The sequence below is a fragment of the Cylindrospermopsis curvispora GIHE-G1 genome, from assembly GCF_014489415.1.
GTDB classification, from domain to species: Bacteria; Cyanobacteriota; Cyanobacteriia; order Cyanobacteriales; family Nostocaceae; genus Raphidiopsis; species Raphidiopsis curvispora_A.
Genome location: NZ_CP060822.1, coordinates 951,849 through 965,971, shown reverse-complemented (window position 1 = coordinate 965,971; position 14,123 = coordinate 951,849). Strand labels below are relative to the sequence as shown.

General features: G+C 40.9%; 17 protein-coding genes and 1 tRNA gene. 12 read left to right on the top strand and 6 right to left on the bottom strand.

Translation table 11 applies throughout. From position 1 onward, the window contains the following. The first annotated feature begins 97 nt into the window (after positions 1–97). The 4 genes from IAR63_RS04625 (at position 98) to IAR63_RS04610 (ending at position 3,736) form a co-directional block, all read left to right on the top strand. A complete protein-coding gene (locus tag IAR63_RS04625) occupies positions 98–676 on the top strand; it encodes a DciA family protein (RefSeq protein ID WP_187706763.1) in 579 nt (192 codons plus the stop codon). Positions 677–874: 198 nt separating this feature from the next. Further along, positions 875–1,549: a biliverdin-producing heme oxygenase gene (locus IAR63_RS04620; protein ID WP_187706762.1), complete on the top strand. Its 675-nt coding sequence runs from the start codon at positions 875–877 to the stop codon at positions 1,547–1,549. 68 nt (positions 1,550–1,617) lie between these two features. Further along, positions 1,618–3,000, top strand: coding sequence for an oxygen-independent coproporphyrinogen III oxidase (gene hemN / locus IAR63_RS04615; RefSeq protein ID WP_187706761.1), 1,383 nt, complete (start codon positions 1,618–1,620; stop codon positions 2,998–3,000). Positions 3,001–3,106: 106 nt separating this feature from the next. Next, positions 3,107–3,736, top strand: coding sequence for a phosphoribosylanthranilate isomerase (locus tag IAR63_RS04610; RefSeq protein ID WP_187706760.1), 630 nt, complete (start codon positions 3,107–3,109; stop codon positions 3,734–3,736). Positions 3,737–3,746: 10 nt separating this feature from the next. Here IAR63_RS04610 and IAR63_RS04605 read toward each other — a convergent pair. Beyond that, a tRNA-Leu gene (locus IAR63_RS04605) sits at positions 3,747–3,827 on the bottom strand. 210 nt (positions 3,828–4,037) lie between these two features. Here IAR63_RS04605 and accC point away from each other — a divergent pair. Continuing rightward, complete coding sequence (accC, locus tag IAR63_RS04600; RefSeq protein WP_096546597.1) at positions 4,038–5,384, top strand: acetyl-CoA carboxylase biotin carboxylase subunit; 1,347 nt, start codon at positions 4,038–4,040, stop codon at positions 5,382–5,384. 16 nt (positions 5,385–5,400) lie between these two features. Here accC and IAR63_RS04595 read toward each other — a convergent pair whose 3' ends face one another. Then, on the bottom strand, positions 5,401–5,697 hold the full coding sequence (locus IAR63_RS04595; protein ID WP_187707359.1) for a YggT family protein: 297 nt from the start codon (positions 5,695–5,697) through the stop codon (positions 5,401–5,403). 101 nt (positions 5,698–5,798) lie between these two features. On the opposite strand from IAR63_RS04595, the gene psbX reads away from it, so the two are divergent. The 4 genes from psbX (at position 5,799) to IAR63_RS04575 (ending at position 8,074) form a co-directional block, all read left to right on the top strand. After that, positions 5,799–5,918 (top strand): photosystem II reaction center X protein, encoded by a 120-nt coding sequence (psbX, locus tag IAR63_RS04590; RefSeq protein WP_009344046.1) that lies wholly within the window; start codon positions 5,799–5,801, stop codon positions 5,916–5,918. A 78-nt stretch (positions 5,919–5,996) separates the two neighbouring features. Next, positions 5,997–6,893, top strand: a complete 897-nt coding sequence (locus tag IAR63_RS04585) for a Ycf66 family protein (RefSeq protein ID WP_187707358.1) — start codon at positions 5,997–5,999, stop codon at positions 6,891–6,893. 80 nt (positions 6,894–6,973) lie between these two features. After that, positions 6,974–7,519: a TolB family protein gene (locus IAR63_RS04580; RefSeq protein WP_407927170.1), complete on the top strand. Its 546-nt coding sequence runs from the start codon at positions 6,974–6,976 to the stop codon at positions 7,517–7,519. A gap of 12 nt (positions 7,520–7,531) precedes the next feature. Beyond that, positions 7,532–8,074 carry a TolB family protein gene (locus IAR63_RS04575; protein ID WP_187706758.1) on the top strand — a complete coding sequence of 181 codons (543 nt, stop codon included), beginning with the start codon at positions 7,532–7,534 and terminating at the stop codon, positions 8,072–8,074. Positions 8,075–8,089: 15 nt separating this feature from the next. Here the strand turns inward: IAR63_RS04575 and IAR63_RS04570 are convergent, their stop codons facing one another. Then, a complete protein-coding gene (locus IAR63_RS04570) occupies positions 8,090–9,106 on the bottom strand; it encodes a succinate dehydrogenase/fumarate reductase iron-sulfur subunit (RefSeq protein WP_187706757.1) in 1,017 nt (338 codons plus the stop codon). Between the two features lie 900 nt (positions 9,107–10,006). On the opposite strand from IAR63_RS04570, the gene IAR63_RS04565 reads away from it, so the two are divergent. Next, positions 10,007–10,468 carry an AbrB family transcriptional regulator gene (locus IAR63_RS04565; RefSeq protein WP_187706756.1) on the top strand — a complete coding sequence of 154 codons (462 nt, stop codon included), beginning with the start codon at positions 10,007–10,009 and terminating at the stop codon, positions 10,466–10,468. Between the two features lie 61 nt (positions 10,469–10,529). On the opposite strand, the gene frr is transcribed toward IAR63_RS04565, so the two are convergent. Both frr and pyrH read right to left on the bottom strand, forming a co-directional pair. Beyond that, entirely contained in the window at positions 10,530–11,078 is a 549-nt protein-coding gene (frr, locus tag IAR63_RS04560) for a ribosome recycling factor (RefSeq protein WP_187706755.1), read from the bottom strand. Further along, positions 11,065–11,793 carry a UMP kinase gene (gene pyrH, locus IAR63_RS04555; protein WP_187706754.1) on the bottom strand — a complete coding sequence of 243 codons (729 nt, stop codon included), beginning with the start codon at positions 11,791–11,793 and terminating at the stop codon, positions 11,065–11,067. The genes frr and pyrH overlap by 14 nt, the downstream gene beginning before the upstream one ends. Positions 11,794–11,998: 205 nt before the next feature. On the opposite strand from pyrH, the gene IAR63_RS04550 reads away from it, so the two are divergent. Next, positions 11,999–12,880: an alpha/beta fold hydrolase gene (locus IAR63_RS04550; RefSeq protein WP_187706753.1), complete on the top strand. Its 882-nt coding sequence runs from the start codon at positions 11,999–12,001 to the stop codon at positions 12,878–12,880. A gap of 6 nt (positions 12,881–12,886) precedes the next feature. On the opposite strand, the gene IAR63_RS04545 is transcribed toward IAR63_RS04550, so the two are convergent. Beyond that, positions 12,887–13,087 (bottom strand): hypothetical protein, encoded by a 201-nt coding sequence (locus IAR63_RS04545; RefSeq protein ID WP_187706752.1) that lies wholly within the window; start codon positions 13,085–13,087, stop codon positions 12,887–12,889. A gap of 122 nt (positions 13,088–13,209) precedes the next feature. Here IAR63_RS04545 and IAR63_RS04540 point away from each other — a divergent pair, with 122 nt between their 5' ends. Then, the gene (locus IAR63_RS04540) at positions 13,210–14,118 is read left to right on the top strand and encodes an alpha/beta fold hydrolase (protein ID WP_187706751.1); all 909 of its coding nucleotides are present in this window, start codon (positions 13,210–13,212) and stop codon (positions 14,116–14,118) included. Positions 14,119–14,123: the final 5 nt, after the last annotated feature.

The window sequence follows — 14,123 nt, the reverse complement described above, 5'->3', positions numbered from 1 at the left end:
TATGAAATTTACACTGGGATTTGTACCGTATAGTCAACTGTATCAGTAAAACTGGCAAAAAAATCGTCAAAAATCATAAACAAGATCTTTAGTCCAGATGTCGTTAAAATCAGTTAATGAAATTCTAGGGATTCTCCAAATAGAGTCTAGGTGTCAAGAAGAACCTTTGCTCAAGTTACTTAATTTTTGGCCAGAGGTTGTTGGTGTGAAGGTAGCTCGGGAAACTCGCCCCCTGTCCATACGGCGTCATGTTTTGTGGGTAGCAACTTCCAGTGCTGCTTGGTCACAAAACTTAACCTTTGGACGCTATGCTATTCTATTAAAGTTAAATCAGCGATTAAACCAATTGCAAATTCCTGCTATAACAGATATTCGGTTTTCAACTGCACAATGGAATCAAACAGCACAAAACCAGACACAAGAAACTTTTTCTTGCCAAAAACACCCCAGTTATTTAGAACAGAGCACTAATATCAATCATACTAGTCAAATTGCTCAGCCAGTGGTTTCAGTTAAAATGGTTTTTGAAAACTGGTTCAGGACTAAACAAGTCAAGGATAGTCATTTACCTTTGTGTCCCCAATGTCATTGTCCATCCCCACCAGGGGAACTGGAACGCTGGAGCATTTGTTCTCCCTGTGCTGCTAAGGTGATGGACGAAACCTACAGCGATTGATTTTCGGTAAATTCGATGGCGGATTTTTGTTAATAACAGGAGTAATGCTATGGAATAAACTCTAAAGAAATATGAATATCTTTAAACTAATCAAGAAGTTTCATAGTTAAATATTTTATGATGATTATCAAAGATGTGCTTCCAACCAAGCAATACCATTCATCTCTCTTAGTGGACAAAAATTTGAGGGAAAAACTAATGGGCAATAACTTAGCGGTAAAACTTCGCTCCGGTACTCAAAAAGCTCATACGGATGCAGAAAACGTGGGTTTTATGAAGTGTTTCGTCAAGGGGATTGTGGACAAAGAATGTTTGGGAAAATTTTTGGGCAATCTGTATTTTGTCTATGGTGAACTAGAAGCTGCAATTACTAAACATCAACAACATCCTGTAATTAAGGTGATGTATTTTCCCCAACTAAATCGTCTTCCATCCCTAGAAAAAGATATGTTATTTTATTATGGTGATCTCTGGCGTAGTTACCTAAAACCATCCTTAGCTACTCAAAAATATGTTGCTCGTCTGCAACAACTTTCTACCCATCAACCTGCTCTACTATTAGGTCATGCCTATACCCGTTATATGGGTGATCTTTCCGGTGGACAAATGCTGCAAAAAATTGCTCAGTCAGCTTTACAACTCTCTGGTTATGAGGGAACTGAGTTTTATAATTTCGAGCAAATTCCCGATAAACAGGTTTTTAAAAACCAGTATCGTCAAGCATTGGATCTCGTACCGGTGGATGAGACAACTGCTGATCAAATTGTCGCTGAAGCTAATTATGCTTTCTATCTCAATATGGAGATAGTGAAAGAGTTGGAACCTATATTAATGGCCAAGTTGGGTCAAGCTAACTATAATCAGCTAGTTTGATCTAGCAACACTCAAAATTAACTTATGCGTAAATCCTTCTCCCATGCAAGAATAATTCAGAGGTTTTTATGGTTTTCGTTTTACCAGGTGTCAAATTTGATTTGGACTTGATTCAAAAATATGACACTCGCGCTCCTAGATACACTAGTTATCCACCCGCTACGGAATTATCTGAAACATTTACAACTCAAGACTGGGAAATGGCTATTTCTCATTCTAATCACCGTCATACCCCTCTGTCTTTATATTTCCACATTCCTTTCTGTGAAACTCCTTGCTATTTTTGTGGTTGTAATACGGTCATCTCTCATAACAAAAAGATTGCTGAACCTTATGTGAATAATTTAGCTCAGGAAATAAAAAATACTTCTCGTCTTATTGATACAAGTCGCCCTGTCCTTCAAATTCACTGGGGTGGAGGCACTCCCAATTATCTGGAAATACATCAAGTCCAATTTCTATGGGAAACTATTAATCGCTATTTCTGTGTTGATCCAAATGCGGAAGTTTCTATTGAAATTAACCCCCGTTATATCAATAGGGACTATATTAACTCTCTGAGGAGTATTGGCTTTAATCGCATTAGCTTTGGTATCCAAGATTTTGACCCCCAAGTACAATTAGCAGTTAACCGAATTCAACCAGAAAAAATGCTGTTTGATGCTATGGACTGGATTAAACAATCCAATTTTTCTAGTGTGAATGTGGATTTAATTTATGGTTTACCTTACCAAAATTTACAAGGTTTCCAAGAAACCCTCACCAAAACCATTGCTCTTGACCCAGACAGAATTGTTGTCTTTAATTTCGCCTATGTCCCCTGGATGAAACCAGTGCAAAAAAAAATTGATCCTACTACTCTACCCACCGCTCAAGAAAAACTAGACATCATGAAAATGACTATTGAGCAGTTGACTAGTCATCAATATTTGTTTATTGGTATGGACCATTTTGCTAAGCATAATGATGAATTGGCGATCGCTCAGGTTAATGGTACTTTAAAACGAAACTTCCAAGGTTATACCACCCATGCAGAAACTGAACTGTTTGGTTTTGGCATCACTGCTATCAGCATGCTAGATAATGCATACTCTCAAAACTATAAGGATTTGAAGCATTACTATCAATCTGTGGAAATGGGCGCAGTTCCCATTAGTAAGGGAATTCAATTAACTCCAGATGATATGATCAGACGGGATGTGATTATGTCTATTATGTCTCATTTCTGTCTACGTAAGTTGGAAGTTGAAAGTAAATATCACATCAATTTTGATCAGTATTTCCATGAAGAACTCCTAGAATTAAGACTTCTAGAAAGGGATGGACTGGTAAATTTATTCACTGATGAAATCCAAATCACGGATATTGGTAGATTGTTGGTGAGAAATATTGCTTGTCACTTTGACGCTCATAGTAAAATGAAGGAGTCTAAATTCTCCCGCACTATTTAAAATTGTTCACTAAGTAGGGGGGCACAATTATTTGTAGGATGGGTTGAGGAACGAAACCCATCCTACGTTCTCTCCTTATTCCTTTACTATATAATTTACTATTTCAATGCGAATTAAAATTTGCGGTATCACTCAACCACAACAATCTTTGGCAATTACCCAACTGGGTGCAACTGCTTTAGGTTTTATTTGTGTACCTAGTTCACCCCGCTATGTCAGTATAGAACAGATTAACCTAGCTACTTCCCATATACCTGACCATATTGATAAAATTGGTGTGTTCGCAAACAGTACCATTTTTGAAATTACCAAAGTGGTCAGTTCATCAAGTTTAACCGGTGTACAATTACATGGGGACGAAACACCACTGTTCTGTGAGGAACTACGTCAAGTCCTGCCTAACATAGAACTAATTAAAGCCTTTAGGGTAAGGAGCTGGGAACAGCTAGAAACCACCCTCAACTACACCAGTGGTGTGGACACATTTTTATTGGATGCTTATCATCCCCAACAGTTGGGAGGAACGGGCAAAACTTTGGATTGGCAAGTCCTACAATCCTTCCGCCCCGCCCTTCCCTGGTTTTTGGCGGGAGGATTGACTCCAGATAATGTTCTTACCGCCCTCACTCAAATCCACCCAGATGGTATTGACCTCTCTAGTGGAGTAGAGCGATCGCCCGGGGACAAGGACCTAGACAAGGTGGCGCTTTTATTTTCTCGATTAAATCAACTTTAACAGGGCATTATGCGGATGGCGAGACTCGAACTCGCAAGGCAATGCCACACGCACCTCAAGCGTGCGCGTATACCAATTCCGCCACATCCGCACGGTTGCCTAGATCCAGAGTATAGCACGGTAAATTGACAATGGCAAATGTTTTTTGAAAAGTTTTTTAAATAAGGTCTAGCAAAGATTTTCTGGAATTTTCTTCCTCCCTGTGATCAGAAAATCATGGGAATTAATATAATATAACAGCTTTACTTCAAGCAGATGGGAGAAAATGTGAATCCACTGGTAGTAATATGGTAACTAAAAAATGAAGTTTGACAAGATTTTAATTGCCAATCGAGGGGAAATAGCCCTTCGTATTCTCCGGGCCTGTGAAGAAATGGGAATTTCCACAGTTGCTATTCACTCTACCGTTGACCGTAATGCTCTACACGTTCAATTGGCTGATGAAGCGGTTTGTATTGGTGAACCAGCTAGTGCTAAAAGTTACTTAAATATTCCCAACATTATTGCAGCAGCTTTAACCAGAGGTGCCACTGCTATTCACCCAGGTTATGGTTTTCTCGCAGAAAATGCCAGATTCGCGGAGATTTGTGCAGACCACCAAATTGCATTTATTGGCCCTACACCAGAAGCAATTCGCTTAATGGGGGATAAATCCACAGCTAAAGAAACTATGCAAAAGGCTGGAGTTCCCACGGTTCCCGGTAGTGATGGACTGGTGGAAACTGAAACCCAAGGACTGGCGATCGCTCACCAGATCGGTTATCCTGTGATGATCAAGGCCACTGCTGGAGGTGGTGGAAGGGGTATGCGTCTTGTGCGCAGTGAAGATGAGTTTACTAAGCTGTTCCATGCAGCTCAAGGAGAAGCTGGCGCCGCTTTTGGTAATGCTGGTGTCTATATAGAAAAATTTATTGAACGTCCCCGACACATCGAGTTTCAAATCCTGGCGGATAACTATGGTAATGTCATCCATTTAGGAGAAAGGGACTGTTCTATTCAGCGTCGTAACCAGAAGTTACTAGAAGAAGCACCTAGTCCTGCTCTGGATGAAGACCTACGGGAAAAAATGGGACATGCAGCTGTGAAAGCAGCACAGTTCATAAACTACACAGGTGCTGGAACCATTGAGTTTCTCTTAGACAAGTCAGGTCATTTCTACTTTATGGAAATGAACACCCGGATTCAAGTAGAACACCCAGTGACTGAAATGGTCACCGGTGTGGACCTTCTGGTAGAACAAATTCGCATTGCTCAAGGTGAAAGACTCAAATTCGATCAGGACAAAGTTACCCTCCAGGGCCATGCCATCGAATGTCGCATCAATGCTGAAGACCCAGATCATGACTTTCGTCCATCACCTGGCAAAATTAGTGGCTACCTACCACCAGGAGGACCAGGGGTAAGAATTGATTCTCATGTTTACACAGATTACCAAATCCCTCCCTACTACGATTCCCTGATTGGCAAATTAATCGTCTGGGGACCTGATCGCCATACAGCCATTAACCGTATGAAACGGGCCCTAAGGGAATGTGCAATTACCGGACTACCTACAACCATTGGATTTCATCAAAGGATCATGGAACATCCACAGTTCTTACAAGGTCAGGTCTACACCAGTTTCATACAGGATATGAAACTTCCCTAATTGCTGTTGAAAATAACTACCCATTTAACCGTGCCGCCATGGTCAGTAATCCTTGCTGACCTAGCAAGAACTCCCTTACCAAGCTGAAGATACCTACCCAAATAATGGGGGTGATATCCACACCACCAAGAGGTGGTACAATTTTTCTGAGTAGGACTAAAAAAGGTTCAGTTGGCCAGGCAATTAGACTAAAGGGTAAATTTTTAAGACTCACCTGGGGATACCAAGTCAAAATGATCCGGAAAATAAATAAAAAGGTCATGACACCCAGAAGGGGTCCAACAGTCCAGGAGATCAGGTCAACACCACTCATAACACTAGTCATGACTATCAGTTAAATCCAATAGTACCACAATGGAGTTCATTCTTTGCTAAAATCAGGATGAATTGTGTAAAAAAATCAGGTTAAGAATTATGACACCCTCTTTAGCAAATTTCCTTTGGAGTCTAGTTTGGGGTACTGCTATTGTAGTTATCCCTGCTACCGTGGGTTTGATTTTTATCAGCCAAAAAGATAAGGTCCAACGCAATTAGACAATTTAGACAATAAGGAATGGTTAACTAATGACTGATGAACCCTCATCAGTCATTAATATCACAAGGGAAAGAACAATGATAACTTTTGGGATCAATGGGACTGGTCTTCTAGCTCAGGTAAATTTCGGGGCTAATTCAGCTAGTGTGCTGGGAATTTTTCTAGCGGTAGCTGGAGCAGCACTGTATTTCCTACGTACTGTGCGTCCCGAACTTTCACGAGACCAGGATATATTTTTTGCTGCTGTTGGATTATTATGCGGGTTTATTCTCATCTTTCAGGGGTGGCGACTTGACCCGATTTTACAATTTGGCCAGTTGCTGTTGGTTGGCTCTACAGTATTTTTTGCAGTTGAAAGTATTAGGTTAAGGAGTATTGCTACTCAACAAGCTAAACGTAATACGCCCATTGTAGATGATGAGCGGGAAGTTAGTAAAAAATATTCTTATTCTCAACGTCGTAATTATCAAGCAGAAGTAGATGAAGATCTAGACCCACTACCATACTACGAAGAGGAAGAACCGGAACCCCCCCAACGTCCTAGAATTAGGGGTAGTCGGGATGATCGTCCTAGTCAAGAGAACTACGAAGCCAGTCCCCAACGGACACCACGTCGTAGTGGTCGGGAACAACCAGATTCACGAACTAAAAAACGCCGCACCGGTTATGGAAGCTCCTCAAACCGTCCTAATATTTATGATTCTGATGAAAATTGGGGTGATCCTCCTAGACCAGTTGATGACTGGGAAACTCCCCCTTCAGAAACCAGAAAACCATCTCGTCCTCGTAAACCTCAATCTCCAGAATTTCCCCAGAACGAACCCCCCACCAGACCAAGAAGGCGTCGTCCCCCCGTGGAGTCTTTTATCTCTGGCGATGATGAACCCATTAATGCTGATTATGTACCTTATAATCCCATAGAAACACCAACTCGAAAACCAGATGATTCTGATGATTTGGATGATATTAGTTAGGTTGTGGCTGGATCTTGGGATGGTTTAGACATTAGTTCAAGAAATTAGTTGGAGTGTAATTTTAATCTGCTGTGCATCTAATTCGGTTCTTCTCTCCCCCTCCTCACTTTTTCATCCAAGTCCTAATTTTAGTACTGGCTATTTTACTAGTCTCTTGTGGCACTGGTGAGGTGAGCATGGATATTTTCTCGGTGAATACCCGCTATACAGAGCAGGATCCTGCTCTTAGTGGTGATGGAAGGTTTCTAGCTTTTGTTTCTAATCGTAGTGGTAGTCAGCAGTTATTAGTCTATGATTTGCAAAATCAAGGCTTTGCTCCCATTCCTGGTTTAAACCGACGAGAAACTATTGTGGAAAATCCTAGTCTCAGCTACACTGGTCGTTATGTTTGTTATTTAACAAGCGATCGCGCTAAACCGGTGATAGCTCTTTATGACCGGGCTACAAAACGGTCACAAGTGTTAACTCCCACATACGGGGGTTGGATTAAAAATCCGTATATTAGTCCTGATGGTCGTTATATTGTCTTCCAATCTGCTGGTCGTGGACAATGGGATATTGAAGTTTTGGATCGTGGACCAACTGTGGAGTTAGATATTCCTAATGGTGGGGCGGTGGGAAATTAGTTTGTTGGTTGTATGTTATATAATTCACATAAGTTATCTAGATCATCTGCCATTTTACTGTTGAGCCTAGTTTTGATGTCAGGTTTGTTAGCTGGATGTTTTGGTTACCCACGAATATTAAGTTATCCTTTTGACTCTAGTGGTCGTGGTTTAAACAGTTTAGCTTCTGAGTTTAACCCACAGATTGGTGGTAGATATATTGTGTTTGTTACTGACCGTCGGGGTAGCCAGGATGTGTATTTATTTGACACAATTACTAGAGGCCTAGTAGATTTACCGGGACTGAATACTTTTGACACCATGGCTGACCATCCTGCAGTAAGTCAGGATGGTCGTTATGTTGTTTTTGCTGCTAGTCGTCAGGGAAAATCTGGCATTTTTCTTTATGATAAAGAAACACGCCAATCTCGTAACTTAACCACCAATTTAGCAGCTCAATTCCGCAATCCCACCATTAGTGCTGATGGCAATAGAATTGCATTTGAGTTCACCAATAATGGACAATGGGACATTTTGGTTTATGACCGATTTGGTCAAAAATTAAATATACCCTAAATATATAAATATACACTAATGTGATTTTGATTCCTCCTCTTGGATAGACTCTATAAGAGATCTTACTTCCTGAGTACCTGCTGATGGCTCAAAGGAAAGGGGAAACTTGCCTCGGACTAACATTCTTAAACCTAGGGGAGCTAGGGAAAGTAGTCCTTTGAGATCGCGAAAATAATTGCCAACCACTTGCACCCCAAACTGACGCTCATCTATCCATCCTCCCTGTTTAACTAAATCTATCAGTACCTTGCGGTGGCGAACAGAACGACTTTCATGAGCTTGTTTACGTTCTAAAATCTTTTGTTTGATTTTGTTGATTTGTGCTAAAGGTTCTACTCCCATGGGACATACAGAATCACAATAGAAACAGCGAGTGCAACCCCACACACCTTGAGTTGTATGATTATATTCTTCCAAGCGATTTTCTTGATTGTCATCACGAGAATCTGCTACCATACGATAGGCTTTAGCTAAAGCATGGGGACCAACAAAATCCGGGTTGACCTGACGAGCATTACATTCGGAATAACATGCACCACACATAATACAATTTCCCGTTTGGTCTAAAAGCGATCGCTCCTGGGGGGTTTGGAGAAATTCCCGTTCTGGGATTTGTCGTGCTGCTGTGCTAATATATGGTGTGACGGCTTCCAGATTGTCCCAAAACCCGGTCATATCTACCACCAAATCCTTAATTACAGGCATATTTCCTAGAGGAGCGATGGTAATAGAATTAATGGAATTAATGGTATGGTGGGGGTAAACAGAAGCAGAAATGTTTCTTAACCTAGCCAGTTCGCTACCAACGTTTTCTTTGCAAGCTAAAGCGGAACGTCCATTAATGACCACAGCACAGCTACCACAAATAGTATTACGGCAGTTTTTGCGGAATGCCAAAGTTCCATCTTGCTCCCATTTAATACGATTAAGACAATCCAAGATTGTAGTTCCCGGATCCACCTGTAGATTATAGGATTGAACCACGGGAGTAGAATTTGGTTGCTGGCGAATAATCTCGAAAATAACTTCCATATATAAGGCTCCTGTTTTATTTTTAAAAAAACCTGGCTGCTCCTAAGTCCTTTAAACTCTATTGTTTATTTTTGGCTTTTCCCAATAATCTCCCAGTAATTTTAACCCATTTAACCGAGACTGCCAGATGATAATCTATAGACTCACCCTTATTATATAAATTCGGATCAACATCTTAACTCCATGGATCTAGTAGAAGCATAAAATGAGGACAAAATTCCCCCTAACTTTTGTGACGACCTGATAAATGACCGCTCTGGGGGAGATGTCTAATGGATAGATAATAAATTGTAAATTGTTTTTTCAATTAAAGAAATATTTTGCTACTATTGGTTCATGATAGTATTTGATATGAAACTGCACCAGCACCAAAAGCAGGACTAACAGTCGTACAAGTGCGGTTGATAGTGCTTTGTTGATAAACAGACTGGGAGAATTTTCTGAATTTTCCAGGTCAGATCAACGGGTGTATGTCCTTTAGAGAATACTGGGTCTACCTCAATATGGGGAGTGGGTACCAACCTACAACTCAACAGCAAGGACTAAAAGTGAAAACCCTGCGACTTATTGTATCTACCACTTTTTAGGAGTGGAACTGGCCCAATTTGCATTACATCACTGGCATTACATCACTTTGGGATTGCCCAAAAATTAAAGTCAGTTTTTGCTCATGGTGAATAATGGTTGAAAGTGTTGTAAAATCACCTCATAAATGTCCCTGGATAAACCTCTCACAGAGCGAATAACCCAAATGAAGGTGACAAGGCTGATAATATAAGCAGGTAATTCACAGTTAAACTGCAAGTTTTTAAGTAGCTATCAACATTGGCTGCAAGCCAAATGTAAAACTAGACTACTTGGCATGATCTGTTTGCATAGATTAAGGGAATTTTGAGCATAATGACTGAAACTGCAAGTGCCCCATTAACAGGAAAAGCATTGCTGTCTAGGGTAAAAGAACTTTCCAATTTACCCCGCCGAGAAAGAGCAAAGCAATGTGGGTATTACACCGTAACTAAAAACAATCAGGTGCGTGTTAACCTCACGGATTTTTATGATGCTTTGTTGTCTGCTAGAGGTATTCCCCTCAGTCCGGAATCAACAAAAGATGGAAGAGGAAGAGAGCCAACCTATCGTGTAAGTGTCCATCAAAACCGTCAAATTGTCATTGGTGCTACTTACACCAAGGCTATGGGTTTAAAACCCGGAGATGAATTTGAAATTCGTCTGGGTTATAAACATATTCACCTGATTCAACTAAGTGAAAGTGATAAAAAACTGCTATCTTCCGAGACTGATGGTGATGATGACAATTTAGAAACTGATGATGATGACGATTTAGACAGCGATGAAGAAGAATAAATTCCAGTAGGAGTGGGGGTTATGGGGTTTTTAGGGATCTCAACCCCCCACCCGCATCCATTTACACAGTACTAATATCTTTCTCCTTTTCTGCAAGCAATTCATCAATTTTTGCAGTATAAATGTTGGTGATCTTTTGCAATTTGTCCTGCTGATCTCGGGATTCGTCTTCTGAAATATCCGCCGCTTTTTGCTGTTTGCGGATTGAGTCTAGAGCATCGCGTCGAATATTGCGAATTCCTACCCGACCTTCCTCAGCATACTTGGCAGCCAGTTTAACTAATTCTTTACGGCGCTCAGATGTCAAAGGTGGTATATTTAGGCGAATCACAGAACCATCATTACTAGGAGTTAGACCTACATCAGACAAGGAGATAGCCTTTTCCACTATATTCAAACTGGTCCTGTCATAGGGTTGAATGAGAATAGTTGATGCGTCTGGTGTAGTAATGTTGGCCAGGGATTTCAGGGGCGCAGGGTTCCCATAATATTCGACTTGTACTTTATCTAGTAAACTAGCATTGGCACGACCGGTGCGAATGCTGTTGAAAGCTTTTTGAGTAGCTTCAACGGTTTTTTTCATTGTACTTTCAGCTTCAGCTAATGTCACAAGAACCTCCCACAAGAGTACCAATAGATTCTCCCATGACTGCGCGACGGATATTCCCCCGTACGGTTAAGTCAAAGACGAGAATTGGAATGTTGTTTTCTTTACATAGGGCAATTGCGGTACTATCCATGACTCGCAAATCCTCCGCCAAAACGTGACCATAGGTGAGGGTTTTATAGCGTTTGGCATTGGAATGAACTTTAGGGTCTGCACTGTAGATACCATCTACCTTAGTAGCCTTAAAAATCACATCTGCTTCGATTTCCGCTGCTCTTAAAGCAGCAGTGGTGTCTGTGGTAAAGAAAGGATTACCTGAACCCGCACCAAAAATCACCACTCGTCCTTTTTCCAAATGACGGATGGCACGACGGCGGATATATGGTTCAGCCAACTCTTGCATGGCGATCGCCGTTTGTACTCTTGTTTGTACTCCTATTCTCTCTAGGGAGTCTTGTAGAGTCATGGCATTCATTACTGTGGCAATCATTCCTATATAATCAGCTGTTGCCCTGTCCATACCTGCTGATGCTGCTTTAACGCCCCTAAAAATGTTACCACCACCAACCACGATAGCGACTTGAACACCAGTGGCCACCACCTCTCCTAATTCTTGAGCTATTCCCTTGACTACTTCTGGATCAATGCCATAGCCCAAGTTGCCCATTAAGGCCTCACCGCTCAGTTTCAGTAAAACCCGTTGGTAATTCGTTCCCATGAAGTTACGCTTTATGAAATAAGTTGCAATTGCCTCCAATTTAAGATAGCAGTAGAGTGGCAATCTGTGTCTAGTCCTAAATTGATTTTTGTAACTTATTGTTATTTTTACATTTATATTTTACAATTCTATAGTTTATGATTTGTAATTTGTAACATTATTTAAATCCATTTTTTTGCCTTGGCAGTTTTTGATCTGACATCCTATGAATTCTACCACATTCACATCCACAAAAACTTGGTTTTGGCAAGGACTACCTATATCCTATCAAATGCAAGGGACTAAAGGACCAGCGGTGATTTTAGTACATGGATTTGGTGCTTCTTGGGGACACTGGCGCAAAAACATACCTGTTCTTGCGGAAACTTGTCAGGTGTACGCCATTGATTTAATTGGTTTTGGAGCTTCCGCTAAACCCCAACCCAATGAAAAAATCACTTACACCCTAGAAACTTGGGGAAAGCAAATAGTGGACTTTTGTCAACAAGTAGTAGGCAAGCCTGCATTTTTAGTTGGTAACTCTATTGGTTGTATTGTAGCAATGCAGGCAGCCGTTAGCAGTCCGGATATAGCTTTATCAATTGCTTTACTAAATTGCTCCCTGAGATTATTACATGACCGCAAACGGCAAAATTTACCCTGGATTAGGCGGGTAGGAACCCCCCTCTTACAAAAATTCCTATCTATTAAATCCATTGGCAACTTCTTTTTTAGTCAACTGGCTCAACCAAAAACCGTCAAAAGAATTCTTTTACAAGCCTATAATATTAAAGAAGCAGTTACGGATGAATTAATAGATATTTTGATGAAACCAGCAAGAGATCCTGGTGCTGCTGCTGTATTTTTAGCCTTTACAAACTATTCCAGCGGACCCTTACCGGAGGACTTGTTACCGATATTACCCTGTCAGGCAATCATTTTATGGGGAACGGCTGACCCCTGGGAACCAATCGATCTGGGTAGGGAGTTAGCCAATTTTCCCCAGGTGCAAAAATTTATTCCTCTGGAAGGAGTGGGACATTGTCCCCAGGATGAAGCTCCTGAGTTGGTGAATTCTCTTTTACAAGAGTGGATCCATAGTTATTGAATTTAACTAGTCGCAGCATCTGTCACCACATCCACAGTTATTATTACAGGAAGAATCGTAATAATATACTCTACGATCATGACGATACCAAGGATGGTAATGACCCTGGTGGGAGAATTTTGCCCAATGTCCACCGCCAGAAATTAGTTGTTGTTCTTCCACAGACAACTCTGGTAGGATATGGGATAGGGTATTTGGTTTTAACATAACATACTCCAGTGTTAATGATGAACCAGACTTAATGATTAAAAGGTGTTATATACCTATAGTTTATTTATAAGAAAGTCAGCGCCCAAATTCATAATGCCAAAGTTACAATCTGATAACTAATGACTACCTCTTGGGACACATTCATTTTTTTGCCGTCAGCTGTTGAACAACTCTCGGAACCAACTTCTGTAGCTTTAGCTCAAGGTATCCAAATTGAGGAGATGATTACTCCTTTAAGTCCCCAACCAATTAGGACTAGCTATGTCCTGCAGGGTAGTGGGAACACCCCCATATTATTAATTCATGGTTTTGACAGTTCGGTTTTGGAGTTTCGCCGACTTTTGCCCCTGTTATCTCTTACCCATCCAACCTGGGCAGTAGATTTACTGGGGTTTGGTTTTACAGAAAGACAACGGGATATTGCCTATAGTCCTGCTGCGATTAAAACCCATCTCTATCATTTTTGGAAAACCCTTATTGGTCAACCTGTGATTCTGCTGGGAGCTTCTATGGGGGGTGCAGCAGCCATAGACTTTGCCCTCACCTATCCTGAACTGGTAAAAAAGCTAATCTTGATTGATAGTGCTGGTTTAAAAGGGGGTTCGGCTTTAAGTAAATTGATGTTCCCCCAACTATACTCATTAGCAGCAGAGTTCTTGCGTAATTCCCAAGTGCGCGATCGCATTTGCCGCTCTGCTTACAAAAACCCCAATTTAATTAATGATGACACTTTATGTTGTCGTGACCTGCACATAGAAATGGCAAATTGGAAGGAATCATTAATTACCTTTACCCAAAGTGGTGGTTATCAAGCCTTTAAATTACAGCAGTTGGGGAAAATTGGGCAACCAACCCTAATTTTATGGGGAGACAGTGATAGAATACTGGGGACAAAGGATGCGAATAAATTTAGACAAGCAATTCCCCAAAGTCAATTAATTTGGATTCCCGACTGTGGTCACATTCCCCATGTAGAAAAGCCAGAAATTACAGCACAGCACATTTTAGATTTTACCGGTAAAATCTAAAGGTA

What these genes read in the sequence shown, in the direction of transcription:
- IAR63_RS04625 (WP_187706763.1), top strand. Translation starts at nt 98, where the DNA reads ATGTCGTTAAAATCAGTTAATGAAATTCTAGGGATTCTCCAAATAGAG.
- IAR63_RS04620 (WP_187706762.1), top strand. Translation starts at nt 875, where the DNA reads ATGGGCAATAACTTAGCGGTAAAACTTCGCTCCGGTACTCAAAAAGCT.
- hemN (WP_187706761.1), top strand. Translation starts at nt 1,618, where the DNA reads ATGGTTTTCGTTTTACCAGGTGTCAAATTTGATTTGGACTTGATTCAA.
- IAR63_RS04610 (WP_187706760.1), top strand. Translation starts at nt 3,107, where the DNA reads ATGCGAATTAAAATTTGCGGTATCACTCAACCACAACAATCTTTGGCA.
- accC (WP_096546597.1), top strand. Translation starts at nt 4,038, where the DNA reads ATGAAGTTTGACAAGATTTTAATTGCCAATCGAGGGGAAATAGCCCTT.
- IAR63_RS04595 (WP_187707359.1), bottom strand. Translation starts at nt 5,697, where the DNA reads ATGAGTGGTGTTGACCTGATCTCCTGGACTGTTGGACCCCTTCTGGGT.
- psbX (WP_009344046.1), top strand. Translation starts at nt 5,799, where the DNA reads ATGACACCCTCTTTAGCAAATTTCCTTTGGAGTCTAGTTTGGGGTACT.
- IAR63_RS04585 (WP_187707358.1), top strand. Translation starts at nt 5,997, where the DNA reads ATGATAACTTTTGGGATCAATGGGACTGGTCTTCTAGCTCAGGTAAAT.
- IAR63_RS04575 (WP_187706758.1), top strand. Translation starts at nt 7,532, where the DNA reads ATGTTATATAATTCACATAAGTTATCTAGATCATCTGCCATTTTACTG.
- IAR63_RS04570 (WP_187706757.1), bottom strand. Translation starts at nt 9,106, where the DNA reads ATGGAAGTTATTTTCGAGATTATTCGCCAGCAACCAAATTCTACTCCC.
- IAR63_RS04565 (WP_187706756.1), top strand. Translation starts at nt 10,007, where the DNA reads ATGACTGAAACTGCAAGTGCCCCATTAACAGGAAAAGCATTGCTGTCT.
- pyrH (WP_187706754.1), bottom strand. Translation starts at nt 11,793, where the DNA reads ATGGGAACGAATTACCAACGGGTTTTACTGAAACTGAGCGGTGAGGCC.
- IAR63_RS04550 (WP_187706753.1), top strand. Translation starts at nt 11,999, where the DNA reads ATGAATTCTACCACATTCACATCCACAAAAACTTGGTTTTGGCAAGGA.
- IAR63_RS04545 (WP_187706752.1), bottom strand. Translation starts at nt 13,087, where the DNA reads ATGTTAAAACCAAATACCCTATCCCATATCCTACCAGAGTTGTCTGTG.
- IAR63_RS04540 (WP_187706751.1), top strand. Translation starts at nt 13,210, where the DNA reads ATGACTACCTCTTGGGACACATTCATTTTTTTGCCGTCAGCTGTTGAA.